Genomic DNA, 16,609 nt, shown 5'->3' with positions numbered 1-16,609 from the left:
GCATCCGCGCGGGGCCGCAGCACGACGCCCGGACGGGGTAGAATCGGCGCAGTTTCCCAACCCGCCGATGGACCCCGCCATGACCGCACCCGCCGCCGACACCGTCACCCCCGCCCGCAAGGCCGAGATCCTTGCCGAGGCCCTGCCCTACATCAAGCGCTTCTTCGACAAGACCATCGTCATCAAGTACGGTGGCAACGCGATGACCGACCCGCACCTCAAGGACTGCTTCGCGCGCGACGTGGTGCTCCTCAAGCTCGTCGGCCTCAACCCGGTGGTGGTACATGGTGGCGGCCCGCAGATCGAAAGCCTGCTCGCCAGGGTCGGCAAGAAGGGGGAGTTCATCCAGGGCATGCGGGTCACCGACGCCGAGACCATGGAAGTGGTCGAGATGGTGCTCGGCGGCCAGGTGAACAAGGAGATCGTCAACCTCATCAACCAGCATGGCGGCAAGGCGGTGGGCCTGACCGGCAAGGACGCCGGCTTCATCCGCGCCAAGAAGCTGCTGATGCAGAAGAAGGACGCTCCGCAGGGCGACCTCATCGACGTCGGCCAGGTCGGCGAGATCACCGGCATCGACCCCAGCCTGATCGCCTTCCTCGATCAGGGCGACTTCATCCCGGTGATTGCCCCCATCGGCGTCGGCGAAGAGGGCGAAACCTACAACATCAACGCCGACGTGGTGGCCGGCAAGCTCGCCGAGATCCTCAAGGCCGAGAAGCTCGTCCTGCTCACCAACACCCCGGGTGTGCTCGACAAGGCCGGCAATCTGCTCACCGGCCTGACTCCGCGCGAAATCGACGAGATGGTCGCCGACGGCACCCTTTCCGGCGGCATGCTGCCGAAGATCGCCTCGGCACTCGACGCCGCGCGCAACGGCGTGAAGTCCGTGCACATCATCGACGGCCGCGTCGAGCACTGCCTGCTGCTGGAGATCCTCACCGACCACGGCGTCGGCACGATGATCAAGAGCAGATGACCACGGCGCTGCGCGCCTGCCGCAGCGCCGCGCTGCTGGCCGCACTGCTTGCCGCGCCGGCCGCCGCCGGCGGCGCCAGCATCCTGCGCGTGGGCCCCGGCGAAGCCTTTGCCACCATCGCCGAGGCAGCCCGTCAGGCGCGCAGCGGCGACACCGTGCTGATCGCCGCCGGCGAATACCGCGGCGATGTGGCGGTATGGACGCAGGCGCGCCTCGACATCCGCGCCACCGGCAGTGGCGCGGTACTCCTCGCCGACGGCCGCAGCGCCGAAGGCAAGGCGATCTGGGTGGTACGCGGCGGCGACATCCGCATCGACAACATCGAGTTCCGCGGCGCCCGCGTCGCCGACGGCAACGGCGCCGGCATCCGCTTCGAGCGCGGCCGGCTGACGGTGCACAACTGCCGCTTCATCGACAACCAGAACGGCATCCTCACCGCCAACGACGCCAACGCCGAACTGATCATCCGCGACAGCGTGTTCGGACCGGCGATTGCCCAGGATACGCCGCTGCCGCATCTGCTCTACGTCGGCCGCATTGCCAGCCTCGATGTGCGCGGCAGTCATTTCCGCGACGGCCACCGCGGCCACCTCATCAAGTCGCGCGCACGCACCAGCACCATCCGCTACAACCTCATCGCCGACGGCCCGGAAGGGCAAGCCTCCTACGCCATCGACCTGCCCAACGGCGGCCGCGCCGAAGTGGTCGGCAACATCATTGCGCAGAACGAACGCAGCGCCAATCCGGCCCTCATCGCCTTCGGCGCCGAAGGCCAGCCCTGGCCGCACAGCCACCTCCTGCTCGCCCACAACACCCTGCTCGGTGGTCGCCCGCTGGGCGCATGGCTGCTGCGCGTGTGGGAAGAGCGCCTGCCCGCGGACAGCTCGACCACCCTGCTCAACAATCTCGCCGTCGGCAGCGCACTCTACGCCGTCCCGCCGGGCACCCGCAGCGCGGGCAACGCCCAGGTTCCCGCCACAGCCTTCGACCTCGGCACCTTGCAACTCGACCCCCGCCACCTGCCCCGGCAGATGCGCCCGGCCCCTGCGGCCGGCGACCCCTCCCGCCCCACCGCGGCCTTCGTGCCGCCAGCAGGCCGCCGCACCCTCCCTGCGGACGCGCCGCTGCCGCCCGGTGCGGTGCAAGTCACACCCTGAAGAACCGACAGGGAAGGAGAACGCCGCCATGCCCACCCTGCTGATCCTCATTGCCGTACTGATCAGCTACGGCTCCTTGTACCCCTTCAGCTTTGCCGCCCACGAAGGCAGCATGACCGAGCTTCTTCAACTCGCCAGCGACCCCGCCCTCCCCGCTCATCGCGGCGACCTCGTCGGCAACGTATTGCTGTTCCTGCCCTACGGGCTGGTGCTCGCCCTGCACCGCGGCGGCAGCACCCTGCGCACCGCCACGCTGGCAGTCCTGGGGGTGAGCCTCGCGGTGGCCCTGCAGGTCGTGCAGATCTGGCTGCCCAGCCGCGTGCCGGCACTCGGCGACGCCATCGTCAATACCTTCGGCCTGCTGCTCGGCTATGGCCTCGGCCTCGCCCTTGCGCCGCTGCTGCGCAACGCCGGGCCCCGGCGCCTGCTGCTCGCCCCCATGCTGCTGGCGTTGCTGTGGATCTGCTACCGCTGGTTCCCGCTGGTGCCAACCGTCGACCTGCAAAACGTCCGTGACGCCCTCAAGCCGCTGATGGCGATAGAACGCTTCTCGCCGCTGCGCAGCCTGCACACCGCGGTCGCCTGGCTGGCCTTCTTCCGCCTCGGCGCGGTGGCGGCCGGACGCCCGCTGCCTGCACTCGCGCTCGCCGGCAGCGCCGCACTGGTCACTGCCGGCCAGGCCTTCATCGTCGGCGGCAGCATCTCGCTCAACAACATTGCCGCCGTCGCCCTGGCCATCGCCGCCCTGCCGCTGCTGCGCCGCCCCCAGGCCAGCGGACTGATCGTCGCCGCACTCTTCGTCACCGTACTCATCGAGGGCCTGCGCCCGTTCGCCCTCGCCAGCCCGCCAAACAGCTTCTCCTGGCTGCCCTTCTCCGGCTTCCTCGAAGGCAGCATGAGCACCAACACCCTCGTCCTGGTGGAAAAATGCTATCTCTACGGCGCCCTCATCTGCCTGATGGTCCACAACGGTACGCCGCTGGGCGCAGCGACCCTGGCATGCGCCACCTGGCTGGGCGTGATCGAAGGCCTGCAGGTGCTCGTCGCCGGGCGTACGGCGGAGATCACCGACCCCTTGCTGGCGATCCTCCTCGGCGTCGTCATCGCCCGCCTGCAACCCCGTCGCGAGGGCGGCCAACACGCGACGCGCGGTCATATGTCTCAGGCATCGTGAACAAGCTGGTTTAAACTCGACCTCCCCGACCCTCATTGCCGCCGCCATGCTCAACACCGCACTGCTGCCCGATCTCGTCATCGCTTCGGCCCATCGCAGCCCCGCCGCGCCCGCCCTCAGCCTCGGCCGCGATACGCTCGATTACGGCTCCCTGGCAGCGGCCCTGCAGCGCTTCGCCAACGGCCTCGGCGCCCTCGGCCTGGCGCGCGGCGAACGCGTGGCGATCTATCTCGACAAACGCATCGAGACCGTCGTGGCGAGCTTCGGAAGCGGTCTGGCCGGTGGCGTCTTCGTCCCCGTCAATCCCATCCTCAAGGCCGAGCAGGTCGGCCACATCCTGCGTGACTGCAACGTCCGCGTCCTCGTCACCAGCAACGAGCGCTTCGCCGCCCTCGCCGAAACGCTGGCCGGCTGCCACGATCTGCGCCATGTCGTGCTGGTCGGCAGCGGCGACGCCCTGCCCACCCTGGGCGGCGCCTCGGTGCACGGCTGGGAGGCCCTGCAGGCCGCCCCCGCGGCCACCGGCCACCGCATCATCGATACCGACGTCGCCACCATCCTGTACACCTCCGGCAGCACCGGGCGCCCCAAGGGTGTCGTGCTTTCCCACCGCAACATGGTGGCCGGCGCCAAGAGCGTTGCCCAGTATCTCGACAACCGCCCCGAGGACAGTCTGCTGGCCGCCCTGCCACTGTCCTTCGATGCCGGCTTCTCGCAACTGACCACCGCCTTCCACGTCGGCGCACGCACGGTGCTGCTCAACTACCTGCTGCCGCGCGACGTCCTCAAGGCCGTGGAGCGCGAACGCATCACCGGGCTCACCGCCGTGCCGCCGCTGTGGATACAGCTTGCCCAGCTGGAGTGGCCGACCGGCGTCGGCGAGCATCTGCGCTACTTCGCCAACACCGGCGGGCGCATGCCGCTGGAAACCCTGAAGCGCCTGCGCGCCGCCCTGCCTGCCGCCCGCCCCTACCTGATGTACGGGCTCACCGAGGCCTTCCGCGCCACCTTCCTGCCCCCTGAGGAGGTCGACCGCCGCCCGGACTCGATCGGCAAGGCCATCCCCAACGCCGAGATCCTCGTCCTGCGCGAGGACGGCAGTGAATGCGCCGCCAACGAACCCGGCGAACTGGTGCAGCGCGGCGCCCTGGTCGGCATGGGCTACTGGAACGATGCAGAGAAGACCGCCGAGCGCTACAAGCCCCTGCCCAGTGGCGTCGGCGGACGCCTGGACGGCCTGGTGATTCCCGAACTGGCGGTGTTCTCGGGTGACACCGTGCGCCGCGACGAGGAAGGCTTCCTCTACTTCATCGGCCGCCGCGACGAAATGATCAAGACCTCGGGCTACCGCGTCAGCCCCAACGAAGTCGAGGAAATCCTCTACGCCACCCGCCTGGTCGGCGAATGCGCCGCCTTCGGTGTGGACAGCGACGCCCTGGGCCAGGCCATCGTCGCGGTGGTCAGCGCCCCGCCCGGCGCAAGCCTCGACCTTGACGCCCTGCACGCCGAGTGCCGCGCGCGCATGCCGGCCTACATGGTGCCCGCGCGTTTCGTGGAGCGCGCCGGGCCGCTGCCGCGCAACCCCAACGGCAAGATCGACCGCAAGGCCCTGGCCAACAGCCTCGCAGACGACGCGCCCCCGGCGCGCTGACGGAGACCCCCGTGCTCGAACAATTCAGTGGCTACATCCACAGCGGCACCACCGCTGCCCTCCCTGCGCCGGCAGCGGAGCTCGCCCGCCTCGCCTTCGCCCGCGGCATGCTCGCCCACCGCAGTGCCCATACCGTCTATGAACGCGACGGCCTGCTCAGCCTGGTCGCCGGCACTCCCCGTTTCGACGACCCCGCGGTGCACGACACCGCCATCCGCGAAGGCGCCGCAGCGGCCTGGGCGCAGGCCTGGGCGAGCCACGGCGAAGCCGCGCTGAACGGCATGCACGGGCGCTTCTGTGTCGTCATGGTGGCCACCGACGGCAGCCGTGCGCTGCTCGCCAGCGACCGCTTCGCCACCTGGCCGGTGTGCTACCGCGCCGACGCCCACGGCCTGGCCTTCGCCGACCGCGCCGACCGCGTGCCCGCCACACAGCGCACGATCAGCACGCAGGCGATCTTCGAGTACCTCTTCTTCCACGCCATCCCCGCCCCGCTGACCATCTTCGACGGCATCGCCCGCCTCCCCGGCGGCCACCTGCTGCACTGGCAGGACGGCCAGGCCAGTTGCCGGCCGTGGTGGACGCCGCGCTTCGCGGAACCCGGCGCGGCGGACTTCGCCACTGCGCGCGAGCGCTTCCTGCAGATCATCGACGACGGCGTGCGGCGTGAAGCCGACGGCCATCAGGTTGGTGCCTTCCTCTCCGGCGGCACCGACAGTTCGACCGTTGCCGGCATGCTCGGCCGGGCGCTCGACGCACCGGCGCGCTGCCACTCCATCGGCTTCGACGCCAGCGGCTATGACGAGATGGAATACGCCCGCATTGCCGCGCGCCATTTCGGTGTCGATCACCGCGAGTACTACGTCACCCCGGACGATCTGCTCGACGGCATCCCGCGCGTCGCCACTCATTACGACCAGCCCTTCGGCAACTCCTCCGCGGTGCCGGCATGGATCTGTGCCAGCCGTGCGCGCGAAGACGGCATCGACAAGCTGCTCGCCGGCGATGGCGGCGACGAACTCTTCGGCGGCAACACACGCTATGCCAAGCAGCGCGTCTTCGGGGTCTATGACGGCATCCCCGCGGCACTGCGCCGCGGCGTGCTGGAACCCCTCTTCGCCCTGCCGGGGGTCGGCCGCGCCCCGCTGCTGAAGAAGGGCGCCAGCTACATTGAACAGGCCCGCGTGCCGATGCCCGACCGCCTGCAGATGTACAACATGCTGCTGCGCCTGGGCATGGACACCGTCTTCGAGGCCGCTTTCCTCGCCACCGTCGATCGCGACGCCCCGCTGCGCGACCAGCGCGCAGTGTGGCAGGCGGCCGAGGCCGAAACCCTGATCAACCGCATGCTGGCCTACGACTGGAAATACACCCTCGCCGACAACGACCTGCCGAAGGTCATCGGCAGCACCCAGCTCGCCGGGATCGACGTCGGTTTCCCGCTCCTCTCCGACGAACTGGTGGACTTCTCGACCAGCCTGCCGCCGCAGTGGAAGCTGAAGGGTCTGACCCTGCGCTGGTTCTTCAAGGAGGCCCTGCGCGGCTTCCTGCCCGACGCCATCATCACCAAGAAGAAGCACGGCTTCGGTCTGCCGTTCGGCGTCTGGGCCTGCCAGCACGACGGCCTCGGCAAGCTTGCCGCCGATGCCCTGGGCAGCCTGCGCGGACGCGGCATCGTCCGCCCGGCCTTCATCGACGACCTCCTTGCCATCCACCTCCCCGCCCACCCCGGCTACTACGGCGAGATGGTATGGATCCTGACGATGCTGGAGTTCTGGCTGCGCGAGCATCAATCCGGTAACACCGTCGTGGCATGCTGAGCACCATGGTGCCTGCCACGCTCTCTCCGTCCTTCACGTACCTGCCCACACCATGAAACTCACCATCTTCGGTACCGGCTACGTCGGCCTCGTCACCGGCGCCTGCCTCGCAGAGGTCGGCCACAACGTCGTCTGCATCGACGTCGACCAGCGCAAGATCGACGCCCTCAAGGCCGGCATCATCCCGATCTGGGAGCCGGGCCTGGAAGCCATCGTCAAGCGCAACGTCGCCGAGCAGCGCCTGCGCTTCACCACCGACGTTGCCGAGGCCGTCCGCCACGCCGAAGTGCAATTCATCGCCGTCGGCACCCCCCCCGACGAAGACGGCTCCGCCGACCTCCAGTACGTCCTCGCCGTGGCCGAGAGCATCGCCCGCCACATGCCGGCCTACCGCGTCATCATCAACAAGTCCACCGTTCCCGTGGGCACCGCCGACAAGGTTGCCGCACGGGTAGACGCCGTGCTCGCCGAACGCGGCGCCCCGATCCCCTTCGACGTCGTCTCCAACCCCGAATTCCTCAAGGAGGGTGCCGCGGTGGGCGACTTCCTCAAGCCCGACCGCATCATCATCGGCACCCGCTCGGCGGCCGCCCAGGAGCGCATGCGCGAACTCTACGAGCCCTTCAACCGCAACCACGAACGCACCCTGTTCATGGACGTGAAGAGCGCTGAGCTCACCAAGTACGCCGCCAACGCCATGCTGGCGACCAAGATCAGCTTCATGAACGAGATGGCCAACATGGCCGAGATCCTCGGCGCCGACATCGAGGAGGTCCGCAAGGGCATCGGTGCAGACCCCCGCATCGGCTACCACTTCATCTACCCCGGCTGCGGCTACGGCGGCAGTTGCTTCCCCAAGGATGTCCAGGCTCTGGGCCGCACCGCCGACCAGATCGGCTACCACGCCCCCCTGCTGAAGGCCGTCGAAGCGGTCAACACGCGCCAGAAGACGGTCCTCTTCGACAAGCTCGCCAGCCACTTCGGCGGCAGCGCCAACCTGCGCGGCAAGACCGTGGCGGTGTGGGGCCTGTCCTTCAAGCCCAACACCGACGACATGCGCGAAGCCCCCAGCCGCACCCTCATGGAGGCCCTGTGGGCAGCCGGCGCGCGCGTCCAGGCCTTCGACCCGGTGGCCAGCGCGGAGGCCCGGCGCCTCTACGGCGAGCGCCCCGACCTGCAGCTCTACGACAGCAAGTATGCCGCCCTGCAAGGCGCCGATGCACTCGCCATCTGCACCGAATGGCAGCAGTTCCGCGCCCCTGACTTCGAGGAAATGAAACACATGATGTCGACCGCGGTCATCGTCGACGGACGCAACCTATACTCGCCGGTCCGCATGCAACGCGACGGCTGGGATTACTACGGCATCGGGCGCCCCCGGGGTCAGCCGCGCGGCGACACGGACGAGGAGACGACAGCGCATGGAGGTACTGCTCACCTTCGATGTTGAAGTGTGGTGCAACGGCTGGGAGAGCATCGAGACGGACTTCCCCGACAGCTTCGAACGCTATGTCTTCGGCCACTCGCGCCGCGACGGCTACGCCCTGCCCCGCACCCTCGACACCCTCGCCAGGCACGGGCTGAAGGGCATCTTCTTCGTCGAGCCGCTGTTTGCCGCACGCTTCGGGGTCGAATATCTGGCCACCATCGTGCGCTTCATCGAGGACGCCGGGCAGGAAGTCCAGCTGCATCTGCATCCCGAATGGGCCGACGAAGCCCGTCCGCCCCTGCTGCCAGGCATGGCCGGCAAGCGCCAGCACCTGACAGCCTACTCCCTCGCCGAACAGCAGACCCTCATCGCCCACGGCCTGCGCCTGCTCCGCGAAGCGGGCTGCAAACCCCCGATGGCCTTCCGCGCCGGCAGTTTTGCCTGCAATCCCGACACCTTCGCCGCCGTGCGCGCAAACGGCCTGCGTTACGACTGCAGCATCAACCCGGCGATGCCCGAGTCCACCCCAGGTGATTTCGTCCCCGCCGCCGCAGGCTACTGCGGCCCCTTCGCAGCCGACGGCCTCGGCTGCATTCCGCTGAGCAGCTTCCGCGACGGCTTTGGCCGCCCCCGTCACGCACAGATCGGCGCCTGCAGCACCGCCGAACTGGTCCAGGCCCTCGACCAGACCGCGCTCCACGGCTGGCCCTGCTTCGTCCTGCTGTCACACAGCTTCGAGCTCATGAAACCCGCCAGCAGCGCTCCCGACACCACCGTGGTGCGCCGCTTCGAGCAGCTCTGCGCACACCTCGCCCACCAGCGCAGCATCCTGCCCACCGGCCATTTCGCCGACAACACACTGCAGCTTGCCGCGCGCCCCCGGCCGCTGCCTGCGGTCTCCATGCACGCCACCACCACCCGCCTCTTCGAACAGGCCCTACGCCATCTCCCATGACCGCTCCCAGCCCCTGGCACCGCTTCTCCTTCCGCCTCGTCATGCGCCTCGGTGAACATGCCCTGGGCAGCGTCGCCCTGCCGCTGCTGCGACGGGTCTACAACCTCGACGAAATCCGTGCCAGTGCCGCCGCACCGGTACTGCCCGCACTCGACGCCGGAGCCGACGGTTACCTGCTCGCCAACATCCCCGCAGCCAGCGCCGGCACCCTGGACGGCACCGGGCACTGGCTGCATTACTGCCTGAAGTCCTACCAGCGCAGCTACATCGACATGGGCATGGATTTCGAGGCCTACAAGGGCAAGTTCTCCAGCAAGACCCGCTCGGGCATCCAGCGCAAGATCCGCAAGTTTGCCGAAGCCAGCGACGGCATCGACCTGCGCGGCTACGCCAGCGCAGAGGAGATCGCGACCTTCCTCGACCTCGCCCGCCCGCTCTCCGCCGCCACCTACCAGGCCCGCCTGCTCGACTGCGGTCTGCCCGGCGATGACGGCTTCACCGCCCGCGCACTGGCCGCCGCGGCACGCGGCGAGGTGCGCGCCTTCCTGCTGTTCGCCGGCGCACGGCCGGTGTCCTATCTCTACTGCCCGGTGGCGGCCGGCACCCTGGAGTACGCCTACCTCGGCTACGCTCCCGATCACGCCCACCTGTCGCCAGGCACGGTGCTGCAATGGCTGGCCATGGAGCGCCTGTTCGCCGAACAGCGCTTCAGCGCCTTCGATTTCACCGAGGGCGACTCCGAGCACAAGCGCCTGTTCGGCACCCACCAGATCCCCTGCCTGCAGTTGCTGCTGCTGCGCCCGACCCTGCACAACCGCCTGCTGCTCGCCACCCACGGCAGCCTGGAGAAGTTGTCTCGCCGCGTGGTGGCCACGCTCGACCGTCTCGGCCTCAAGCAGCGCATCAAGCGCTGGTTGCGCCGCAGCGCCTGATGCGCTGGCACGGTCACTGACAGCAAGGAGCGGAGGTAAAAAAAGCACCTCGCCCGGGACGACGTGAGGTGAATGCCTGAACCATACGCCCTGACAGATCAGCCGAGCATTCTGACCAACCCGGCAGCTCGACGAAGAGCGGCATTTCTATATGCCGTAACGTGGTACAGAGTGCGGAATTTCTCGGTCCACCGCGTATGCCAATCTCGCTTGCGGCCATAGAACTCAATGCGATTAAATTCACCGGAATCACAGGCAAGCCTGATCTGATCGCGCCTGAGCAGGAATGCAGGAGAAAAATGATCAAGACTCTCGTTGTAAGCAGTCTTCAATACAACCAGAGACTTATCCCGAACGAGGCAAATATTCGAAGCCGCCAAACGGTCATCAAACCAGTACTCATGCACAACCGCATTGCCGTTCAGCGCCTCGGCAACCATGAGGTCCGTATAAAACCGTCCTTGAGCGTTGCCAGCATGAACTGCCGTACCCGCCTTTCCCTTCCAGCCAGCACTCTCCAGGTCTCCGAAGCGCGCCACGGCAGATGGCATATCCTCCGGGGCCTGGACACTGCACATTCTTGACACCACATTGGCAGCAGCCAGCTTGTTCTCCTGACTTCGCAAACTCTTCTTCAGATTCTTGCTCCGCGAACGCCAATAATCCTCAAAATCGTCGGGGATCTCGATCCAACCCGTCTCCACATGGTCACTCACCCTCACCGTTTCTCGATCGGGTGGGCGAGCAACAAAAAACGGATCGATCTGCGTGAACGAAAGAGTAATGACACCTGGAGACAGATACCGCATCAAAGAGGCGATGACATGCTCGAACGAGGACTCCGGGCACAGGAGGAAGGCCCCAAGGGGCAACTGGGACGGTTGAAAGGTCGCCCAGCGCATCAGCCCGGATTTGACCAGTACCGCCATGCAGAAGATCTCTTCATGACACTTGCCGATCAGCAGACGCTCACGCCCGCAGCCAAAATGCTTCAGGGCAAGAGAAATTGCATTGGTATCCATGAAGACCTGCCGAGTTGCTTGACCGTTCAACCGATCCCAACTCGCCATGGCCCCCCGGTCCTCCACCAGAGCACTGGCGGGATGCATCTCCCATCGCATCGCCGTTGAACTCACACCGTCAACCTTCTTCGCATTGACATGCAATGGCTTCACGTATCTCTTTGATCACAAAAGAAACCTCCGAATCACGCAGACTCTGATGACAAAGAACCTGCAGAACGTGCCTGCTCCACCGCAGTCCAACGTCGCCTTCCAGCACTGGAGTATCCGGCCACAGCCTGTCCCAGCGATTGACCGGTACCCCACGCATCCTCAAGCGCCGGTACACCCTTTCCACATCATCAACCCAGAGCGGGAAAGCGTAAGGCGCCCCCCCTGAAATTGGAGAGGGGTAAAGAAATCTTCCACCTTCCAGGTTCGACAGCTCATTCAGGTATCTCTCAAAGTGCTGGCGCCTTGTATTGCACGCATCATCACCCGAAGAAAGATTGAAGAGCACTCTTGTCGAGAGCAATGGAGCAGATTCAACCCTCCCCATATCGCATGAAATCGCCACACCCTGAGGTTCAGGGGCGGAGAACTTGGGCTCACGCTGAACAGCACCCGCCTCCCTCCGCCACCAGCCTCCCCGCAGCCCCTCGAGCACGACGCCCATTCCCCGCATGCGGCCGCAACGAGTTGCCATGTGGAGCATGTCAAACACCCCTTTCAGCTCGGCCCTGATACCCTGATTCGGCAAGGGGGAAATCTCCAGCGGTCGGGTGATTGAGGCCAGCAAACCTCCTTCAGTCACAGGAAAGAACTTCGTCATGCTCGCAATTGCGTAGTCCCCCCATGCCCCCACCTGACGATCACCGGCCATCCCGTAAAACGCATGAGCACAATCTTCTATAAGCACTACGCCATGTTCACTACACCACTCCCGGACATCCGCCAAGGATCTCGGCAGGCCAAAGTAATGGGGCACGATCATGCACCTAGCTGCTCGGACGCGATCACATTCAAGGCCTCCAAGTTCGGGTAGACCATGTTCGCCAACCGCATAGAACAATGGCTGCAAACCCAGCATGACCAACGGCGCTACCATTGTCGGGCAGTGGTATGTCGGCACCAGAACTTCATCGCCAGCGCTCAGCCCGGCCATTCTGAGCGCATGATATATGGCAGCACGGCCGCTTGTCGTATTGACTCTGTTAGGGAGGGTCGCGACGGAAGGAAGATGCGCCCTCCCACGTTTGACACGCCCACCCCAGTCAAGCACCGGCCGCTTCGGAATTCTCGAATCCATGAGCCCACACCCAAGCTTGCCAACGGTTATACCTCACACAGCATCAAGAGACAGAACATCGGGCATCTGCCCTGAATGCAACGCCGCTCTCCCAACGGTTGCTGACCGGCAAGCTATCTCAAACAGAATGCTACCAGCCTGAATCCCGCAGGTTTTCTCAAACGTAACACCAGCACACTGAGCACGACGATCAGGTCCATGCGCCCGAGCAGACGCATCCCACCCTTGCTCATGCCACGCTGCGAAGCCAGATTGTCCGGCGACGTTTCCGCGGCAATGCGCTCGAATCCGTGCTCACCGGCCAGCGCGGCGCGGGCCTGCACCGCGCGCGCCTGCAGGCCCTGGCCACGGAAACGCGGTGCGGTCCACGCATTGCCGACCAGCGCCGTCCCACTCCCGAGGCCAAGCAGGCATGCCGTCTTGTTGCGCAGGAAGAGATAGCTGTAATGCGCCAGTTCGCCATCGCGGCTGATCAGCAAGGCAATCACCCGCCCACGCCTGACATCCTCAAGGTAGGCCGCATTGTCGGCAGCGGCGGCAAGCAGCATCTTGGCCAGCGCCTCCTGCCCGGGCAGACTCCCGGCGCTGAGCACGTGGAAATGCTCGCCTTCCTGTAGCGCCGGCATCGCGGCACCGGCACAGGCACACTCGTAGAGCAGGTGGCTGCGCATCCGCAGGATGCGCGCGGCAATGCCGGCAAGCCGGCCCATCACTGCACCGGCGCGCCCGCCGCGGGCAGTTCGCGCCAGTGCCCGGCGCGCTCCAGACGCAGGCGCAGGCCGGGCAGCGGATGCCCCGCAGCATAGGCCTTGTGGGCACTTTCCAGAGCGCGGTCGTAGCGCCGCAGATCCATCCAGGCGAGGCCAAGGTTGTAATGCACGTTGGGATCCGCGGGCTCCAGCGCAAGCGCCTCGTCGAGCTTCGCCTCAGCCTGGGCGTTCTGTCCGCGGGCCGCCAGATACAGGCCCTCGATCACCTTGGGCATCGGGTCGTTGGGGGCATAGCGCTGCGCGCGGTCGAACCAGCACTCGATGGTGCGCGACGACCCCTTGGGCATCGCACGCCCTTCCCTGAGTGCAAAACGCATCATCGACATCAGGGCGCGGTGGTGGTTGGGAAAGACGTTGAGGGTATAGCTGAGGTCACCACCCGGCCCCATGGTAGTGTTGCCGCGCTCCAGGCGCTCAACCGGCGGAGTGAAGTGAGCGCGCTCAACCATATTCAAGTTCTGCGGTGAGACCGTGCGGTAGTCGTAAGGACCAAAGTGATTCGTCAAACTGCCGCACACCGCCTCCCCCAGCACCACACCCTGAGCATGCACCACCTGCGTGCCCGACCACAGCAGCAACACGGCCAGCAGCAGTTTCTTCAGCCTCATGGCATCTCCCCCAGGCCCCGCACGCGGGGCAATCCGTTCAACCACTCCTCGGTGAGCCGATTCACCGTATCAACGTCCCTGCGGGAGGAAAAGGTGTGGTCCGCTTCTGCCGCCGCAACCCTGTGTCCCAGCGTCTGCAGCGCCATCCATTCACTCGCCGCGGCCGCCTGCTCGAACTCGCGGGCAACGTAGTCGCGGCCGCTGAGCACGACCAGGAACGGCCGTCCGGCACGCCCCAGCGCGGCGGCCATGCGTGCCGGCAGGGCCGCACCGGCATCCTCGGCAGGCGCACCCGCACGCGCCTGCCGCAAGGCACCGCCAAAGCCGCGCAGCGAACGCCCCACGGCCAGCCCGCCCCCCAGCAGCTTGCGCCAGAAGTCCCGCGACAGCAGGCGCTGAAGGTAGTAGTGGCGCAGATAGGTACGGGCCTCACCGGTTGCCGTGCGCACCCACGGATTGGCCAGCACCAGTCCGCCGACACGCTCATCCTGCGGAGCGTAGAGGGCAGCGGCGCTGGCGCCGTCACAGAGCCCCCAGAGCACCACCGTGCGCAGTTGCGGCAACGCCACACACAGGGCATCGACCGCCGCGCGGATATCGTCGCCGACTTCCTCGAAACTGCGGGTGCTCCCGCTGGCATCACCCATGCCGCGGTAGTCGAAGCGCAGGCAGGGGTAGCCGTGGGCGGCGAGATGACGGGCGAGAAGGACAAACTGTCGGTGGCTGCCAATCCGGTACTGGGGGCCACCGACAACGATCACCACCCCGATCTCGCCGGCCTCGCCCGCCGGGCGCGCCAGCACGCCGACCAACTCCTCGCCCTCGCATGCGAACACCAGCGCCTCTTCCATTACTCAGGCTCCTCTCGCCGCGAGCCAGGGCAGGCTGGCATCGATCAGTGCCGGAACCGTCTCGATCTCCTGCGTCTGCCAGAAGGCGCTTCCGGGAACGCTCCCGGCATCGACTGCGGCACCACCGTCGCGCCAGCGTTCCAGCAGGCGCTGCAAACCCGGAGACAGCCCGCCATCGCCGCTGCCCACCTCCAGCAGCAGGGTGGCCGCAGGTGGCTGCTCCAGCACCGCGCAATCGAGCCCGCCGAGCAGTTGCGGCGCCAGTTCGTAACCAGCCACCTCGACCACGGCGCCAGCGGCGATCTCCGCCCGCAAGTTGCTCATCACCGCCTTCGCATCGGCATCGTTGAGCATTTCGCTGACCCCTTTCAGGCGCAGGAACTGTTGCACATGCTGACGCCCTTGTGCCACTGCCTGCCACGCCAGCCAGGGCAGCGCGGTACCCTCACGCGCCTGCCACTGCGCGCACAGCAGGCTGCCGGCACGCAGGCTCCACAGCACCAGCGGCAGGTCAGCGCCGTGCTGCAGGAAATCGCGCCCGCAGGAGAGGTCGTCGAGCCACGTGGTCCAGCTTGCATCGCGGAATTCGCCGGCACTGTCGCCGGTCCCCAACAGGTCGATGTGCAGCACCCGCCAGCCACTGCGGGCAAAGGCCGCAGCGGCAAGCGCCAGCATGCGTCGCGACTTGTTGAGTTCTTCGGCAAACGGCGGCACCAGCAGCAGATTGCCACATGCCGCCGTCGCGGGCTCCAGCAGCGTGCAAAAACGCCCGCCACCCTGTGCATCGAGGAAGAACGCCCGACGCCGCACGCCCGTCATGTCAGGCCAGCTTGCCTTCCACGAAGCTCACCAGGGTGCCGACATCGGCAAACGTCGCCCCGTCGATTTCATCGTCCTCGACCATGAAGCCGAAACGCTCCTCAAGCATGTTGATGAGCCCGACCACCGCCATCGAATCGAGCTCCGGCAAGGCGCCAAGCAAGGGGGTATCGAGGCCGAAAGCAGCCGCCCGCCCATTCAGGCTGAGAACCTCGTCGATGATGGCGAGCACTTCCTTCTTGATGTCCAACACGATCTCCTGTTGTTTCCACGGACTTGCAACCAAACGTGATGCAGGTTGCAACGCAGTCGGGTGCAGGCGGCTATTATATGCCCCAGGCACAATGTCCTTGCATGGCATTCCTCCACGCTCATTTACCGAGTCACCAACAAACCCGCCGCTCGATGCCCCTCATCCGCCTGCAGCGCAGCATTCGTGATCTTGGCTTCAAGGATGCGGTGTTTTACGCCCTCGCCAGGGGCCTTGCGCACCTCAGCGGTGGGCGCGTGCAGCTCGTACGCTATCACCTGGTTGCCCAGGCCATCAACGCAGCGCTCCTGCCAGTCTTGCGCACGTCCGGGCAATGTGTCATACGGCAGGTCAGCGCAGTCGACCCGGTGTGTGCAGCGTTTCCTCGCCCCGCCGACGTGATTCGGGAACGCTTTGCGAAGGGCCACGAGTGTTTCGTCGCCGAGCAGAAAGGCGTTTTTGCCGGCTATCTGTGGCTGGCCAGAGGAGCATATGATGAAGATGAAGTCCGCCTGCGCTGCGAGCTTGCCGATCCTCAGCGGAGCGTCTGGGATTTCGACGTCTACATCGAACCCTCCTTCAGGCTGGGGCGTACCTTTGCGCGCCTCTGGCAAGCCGTCAACGCACACCTCGCAAGCGAAGGGGTTAACTGGACCCTATCGCGCATATCGGCCTTCAACCCCGCTTCGCATGCGGCGCATCGCCGGCTTGGCATGCAGCGGCTGGGCAGCGCGACCTTCCTCCTTGCCGGACAGCACCAACTGAGCTTCCTGGGGCGCTGGCCTTACGTCAGCCTGAGCGCCGACAAACGCTCCTGTCCAAGCCTGCGCCTCACTGCACCACCAGCGCTGGCCGGTTCGCATCCGGCCTCCCGACAAGACATCAGCACGGATCCCCACTGAAG

16 protein-coding genes are annotated in these 16,609 nt (G+C 66.4%); 9 read left to right on the top strand and 7 right to left on the bottom strand.

Annotation, left to right across the window (positions count from 1 at the left end):
- Window positions 1-79 precede the first annotated feature (79 nt).
- From argB to C8261_RS08190, 8 genes are read left to right on the top strand one after another with little or no spacing between them, the layout of a single operon-like run.
- Entirely contained in the window at window positions 80-979 is a 900-nt protein-coding gene (argB, locus tag C8261_RS08225) for an acetylglutamate kinase (RefSeq protein ID WP_107493267.1), read from the top strand.
- Window positions 976-2,136, top strand: a complete 1,161-nt coding sequence (locus C8261_RS08220; protein WP_107493187.1) for a right-handed parallel beta-helix repeat-containing protein — start codon at window positions 976-978, stop codon at window positions 2,134-2,136. Before argB ends, C8261_RS08220 begins: the two co-directional genes overlap by 4 nt.
- A 28-nt stretch (window positions 2,137-2,164) precedes the next feature.
- Window positions 2,165-3,310 carry a VanZ family protein gene (locus tag C8261_RS08215; protein ID WP_107493186.1) on the top strand — a complete coding sequence of 382 codons (1,146 nt, stop codon included), beginning with the start codon at window positions 2,165-2,167 and terminating at the stop codon, window positions 3,308-3,310.
- A gap of 46 nt (window positions 3,311-3,356) precedes the next feature.
- Window positions 3,357-4,961 (top strand): acyl-CoA ligase (AMP-forming), exosortase A system-associated, encoded by a 1,605-nt coding sequence (locus C8261_RS08210; RefSeq protein ID WP_107493185.1) that lies wholly within the window; start codon window positions 3,357-3,359, stop codon window positions 4,959-4,961.
- Between the two features lie 11 nt (window positions 4,962-4,972).
- Window positions 4,973-6,781, top strand: a complete 1,809-nt coding sequence (locus tag C8261_RS08205) for an asparagine synthetase B family protein (RefSeq protein ID WP_328588064.1) — start codon at window positions 4,973-4,975, stop codon at window positions 6,779-6,781.
- A gap of 52 nt (window positions 6,782-6,833) precedes the next feature.
- A complete protein-coding gene (locus C8261_RS08200) occupies window positions 6,834-8,231 on the top strand; it encodes a UDP-glucose dehydrogenase family protein (RefSeq protein WP_107493184.1) in 1,398 nt (465 codons plus the stop codon).
- The gene (locus C8261_RS08195) at window positions 8,203-9,165 is read left to right on the top strand and encodes a polysaccharide deacetylase family protein (RefSeq protein WP_107493183.1); all 963 of its coding nucleotides are present in this window, start codon (window positions 8,203-8,205) and stop codon (window positions 9,163-9,165) included. Before C8261_RS08200 ends, C8261_RS08195 begins: the two co-directional genes overlap by 29 nt.
- Window positions 9,162-10,097: a GNAT family N-acetyltransferase gene (locus C8261_RS08190; RefSeq protein ID WP_107493182.1), complete on the top strand. Its 936-nt coding sequence runs from the start codon at window positions 9,162-9,164 to the stop codon at window positions 10,095-10,097. Before C8261_RS08195 ends, C8261_RS08190 begins: the two co-directional genes overlap by 4 nt.
- Window positions 10,098-10,195: 98 nt before the next feature.
- Here the strand turns inward: C8261_RS08190 and C8261_RS08185 are convergent, their stop codons facing one another.
- The 7 genes from C8261_RS08185 to C8261_RS08155 all read right to left on the bottom strand — a co-directional run bounded on the left by C8261_RS08185 (window position 10,196) and on the right by C8261_RS08155 (window position 15,705).
- On the bottom strand, window positions 10,196-11,119 hold the full coding sequence (locus C8261_RS08185; protein WP_181358885.1) for a GNAT family N-acetyltransferase: 924 nt from the start codon (window positions 11,117-11,119) through the stop codon (window positions 10,196-10,198).
- A gap of 118 nt (window positions 11,120-11,237) precedes the next feature.
- Window positions 11,238-12,407 (bottom strand): DegT/DnrJ/EryC1/StrS family aminotransferase, encoded by a 1,170-nt coding sequence (locus tag C8261_RS08180; protein WP_107493180.1) that lies wholly within the window; start codon window positions 12,405-12,407, stop codon window positions 11,238-11,240.
- Window positions 12,408-12,520: 113 nt separating this feature from the next.
- Complete coding sequence (locus C8261_RS08175) at window positions 12,521-13,117, bottom strand: GNAT family N-acetyltransferase (RefSeq protein WP_107493179.1); 597 nt, start codon at window positions 13,115-13,117, stop codon at window positions 12,521-12,523.
- Entirely contained in the window at window positions 13,117-13,785 is a 669-nt protein-coding gene (locus C8261_RS08170) for a tetratricopeptide repeat protein (protein ID WP_107493178.1), read from the bottom strand. Before C8261_RS08170 ends, C8261_RS08175 begins: the two co-directional genes overlap by 1 nt.
- Window positions 13,782-14,636, bottom strand: coding sequence for a hydrolase 1, exosortase A system-associated (locus C8261_RS08165; RefSeq protein WP_107493177.1), 855 nt, complete (start codon window positions 14,634-14,636; stop codon window positions 13,782-13,784). Before C8261_RS08165 ends, C8261_RS08170 begins: the two co-directional genes overlap by 4 nt.
- Window positions 14,637-14,639: 3 nt before the next feature.
- A complete protein-coding gene (locus C8261_RS08160) occupies window positions 14,640-15,455 on the bottom strand; it encodes a hydrolase 2, exosortase A system-associated (RefSeq protein WP_107493176.1) in 816 nt (271 codons plus the stop codon).
- A gap of 1 nt (window position 15,456) precedes the next feature.
- Window positions 15,457-15,705: an acyl carrier protein gene (locus C8261_RS08155; protein ID WP_181358884.1), complete on the bottom strand. Its 249-nt coding sequence runs from the start codon at window positions 15,703-15,705 to the stop codon at window positions 15,457-15,459.
- Window positions 15,706-15,860: 155 nt separating this feature from the next.
- Here C8261_RS08155 and C8261_RS08150 point away from each other — a divergent pair, with 155 nt between their 5' ends.
- Window positions 15,861-16,607 (top strand): GNAT family N-acetyltransferase, encoded by a 747-nt coding sequence (locus C8261_RS08150; RefSeq protein ID WP_107493175.1) that lies wholly within the window; start codon window positions 15,861-15,863, stop codon window positions 16,605-16,607.
- The last annotated feature ends 2 nt before the right edge of the window (window positions 16,608-16,609 follow it).

It is taken from the genome of Pseudothauera lacus (assembly GCF_003034845.1).
Classification (GTDB): Bacteria; Pseudomonadota; Gammaproteobacteria; order Burkholderiales; family Rhodocyclaceae; genus Pseudothauera; species Pseudothauera lacus.
This window is presented reverse-complemented; position numbering and strand designations above follow the sequence as displayed.

Coding starts and splice junctions, on each gene's coding strand:
- C8261_RS08220 (WP_107493187.1), top strand. CDS start 976: ATGACCACGGCGCTGCGCGCCTGCCGCAGCGCCGCGCTGCTGGCCGCA.
- C8261_RS08185 (WP_181358885.1), bottom strand. CDS start 11,119: ATGGATACCAATGCAATTTCTCTTGCCCTGAAGCATTTTGGCTGCGGG.
- C8261_RS08170 (WP_107493178.1), bottom strand. CDS start 13,785: ATGAGGCTGAAGAAACTGCTGCTGGCCGTGTTGCTGCTGTGGTCGGGC.
- C8261_RS08200 (WP_107493184.1), top strand. CDS start 6,834: ATGAAACTCACCATCTTCGGTACCGGCTACGTCGGCCTCGTCACCGGC.
- C8261_RS08175 (WP_107493179.1), bottom strand. CDS start 13,117: ATGGGCCGGCTTGCCGGCATTGCCGCGCGCATCCTGCGGATGCGCAGC.
- C8261_RS08165 (WP_107493177.1), bottom strand. CDS start 14,636: ATGGAAGAGGCGCTGGTGTTCGCATGCGAGGGCGAGGAGTTGGTCGGC.
- C8261_RS08190 (WP_107493182.1), top strand. CDS start 9,162: ATGACCGCTCCCAGCCCCTGGCACCGCTTCTCCTTCCGCCTCGTCATG.
- C8261_RS08160 (WP_107493176.1), bottom strand. CDS start 15,455: ATGACGGGCGTGCGGCGTCGGGCGTTCTTCCTCGATGCACAGGGTGGC.
- C8261_RS08210 (WP_107493185.1), top strand. CDS start 3,357: ATGCTCAACACCGCACTGCTGCCCGATCTCGTCATCGCTTCGGCCCAT.
- C8261_RS08150 (WP_107493175.1), top strand. CDS start 15,861: ATGCCCCTCATCCGCCTGCAGCGCAGCATTCGTGATCTTGGCTTCAAG.
- C8261_RS08180 (WP_107493180.1), bottom strand. CDS start 12,407: ATGGATTCGAGAATTCCGAAGCGGCCGGTGCTTGACTGGGGTGGGCGT.
- C8261_RS08215 (WP_107493186.1), top strand. CDS start 2,165: ATGCCCACCCTGCTGATCCTCATTGCCGTACTGATCAGCTACGGCTCC.
- C8261_RS08195 (WP_107493183.1), top strand. CDS start 8,203: ATGGAGGTACTGCTCACCTTCGATGTTGAAGTGTGGTGCAACGGCTGG.
- argB (WP_107493267.1), top strand. CDS start 80: ATGACCGCACCCGCCGCCGACACCGTCACCCCCGCCCGCAAGGCCGAG.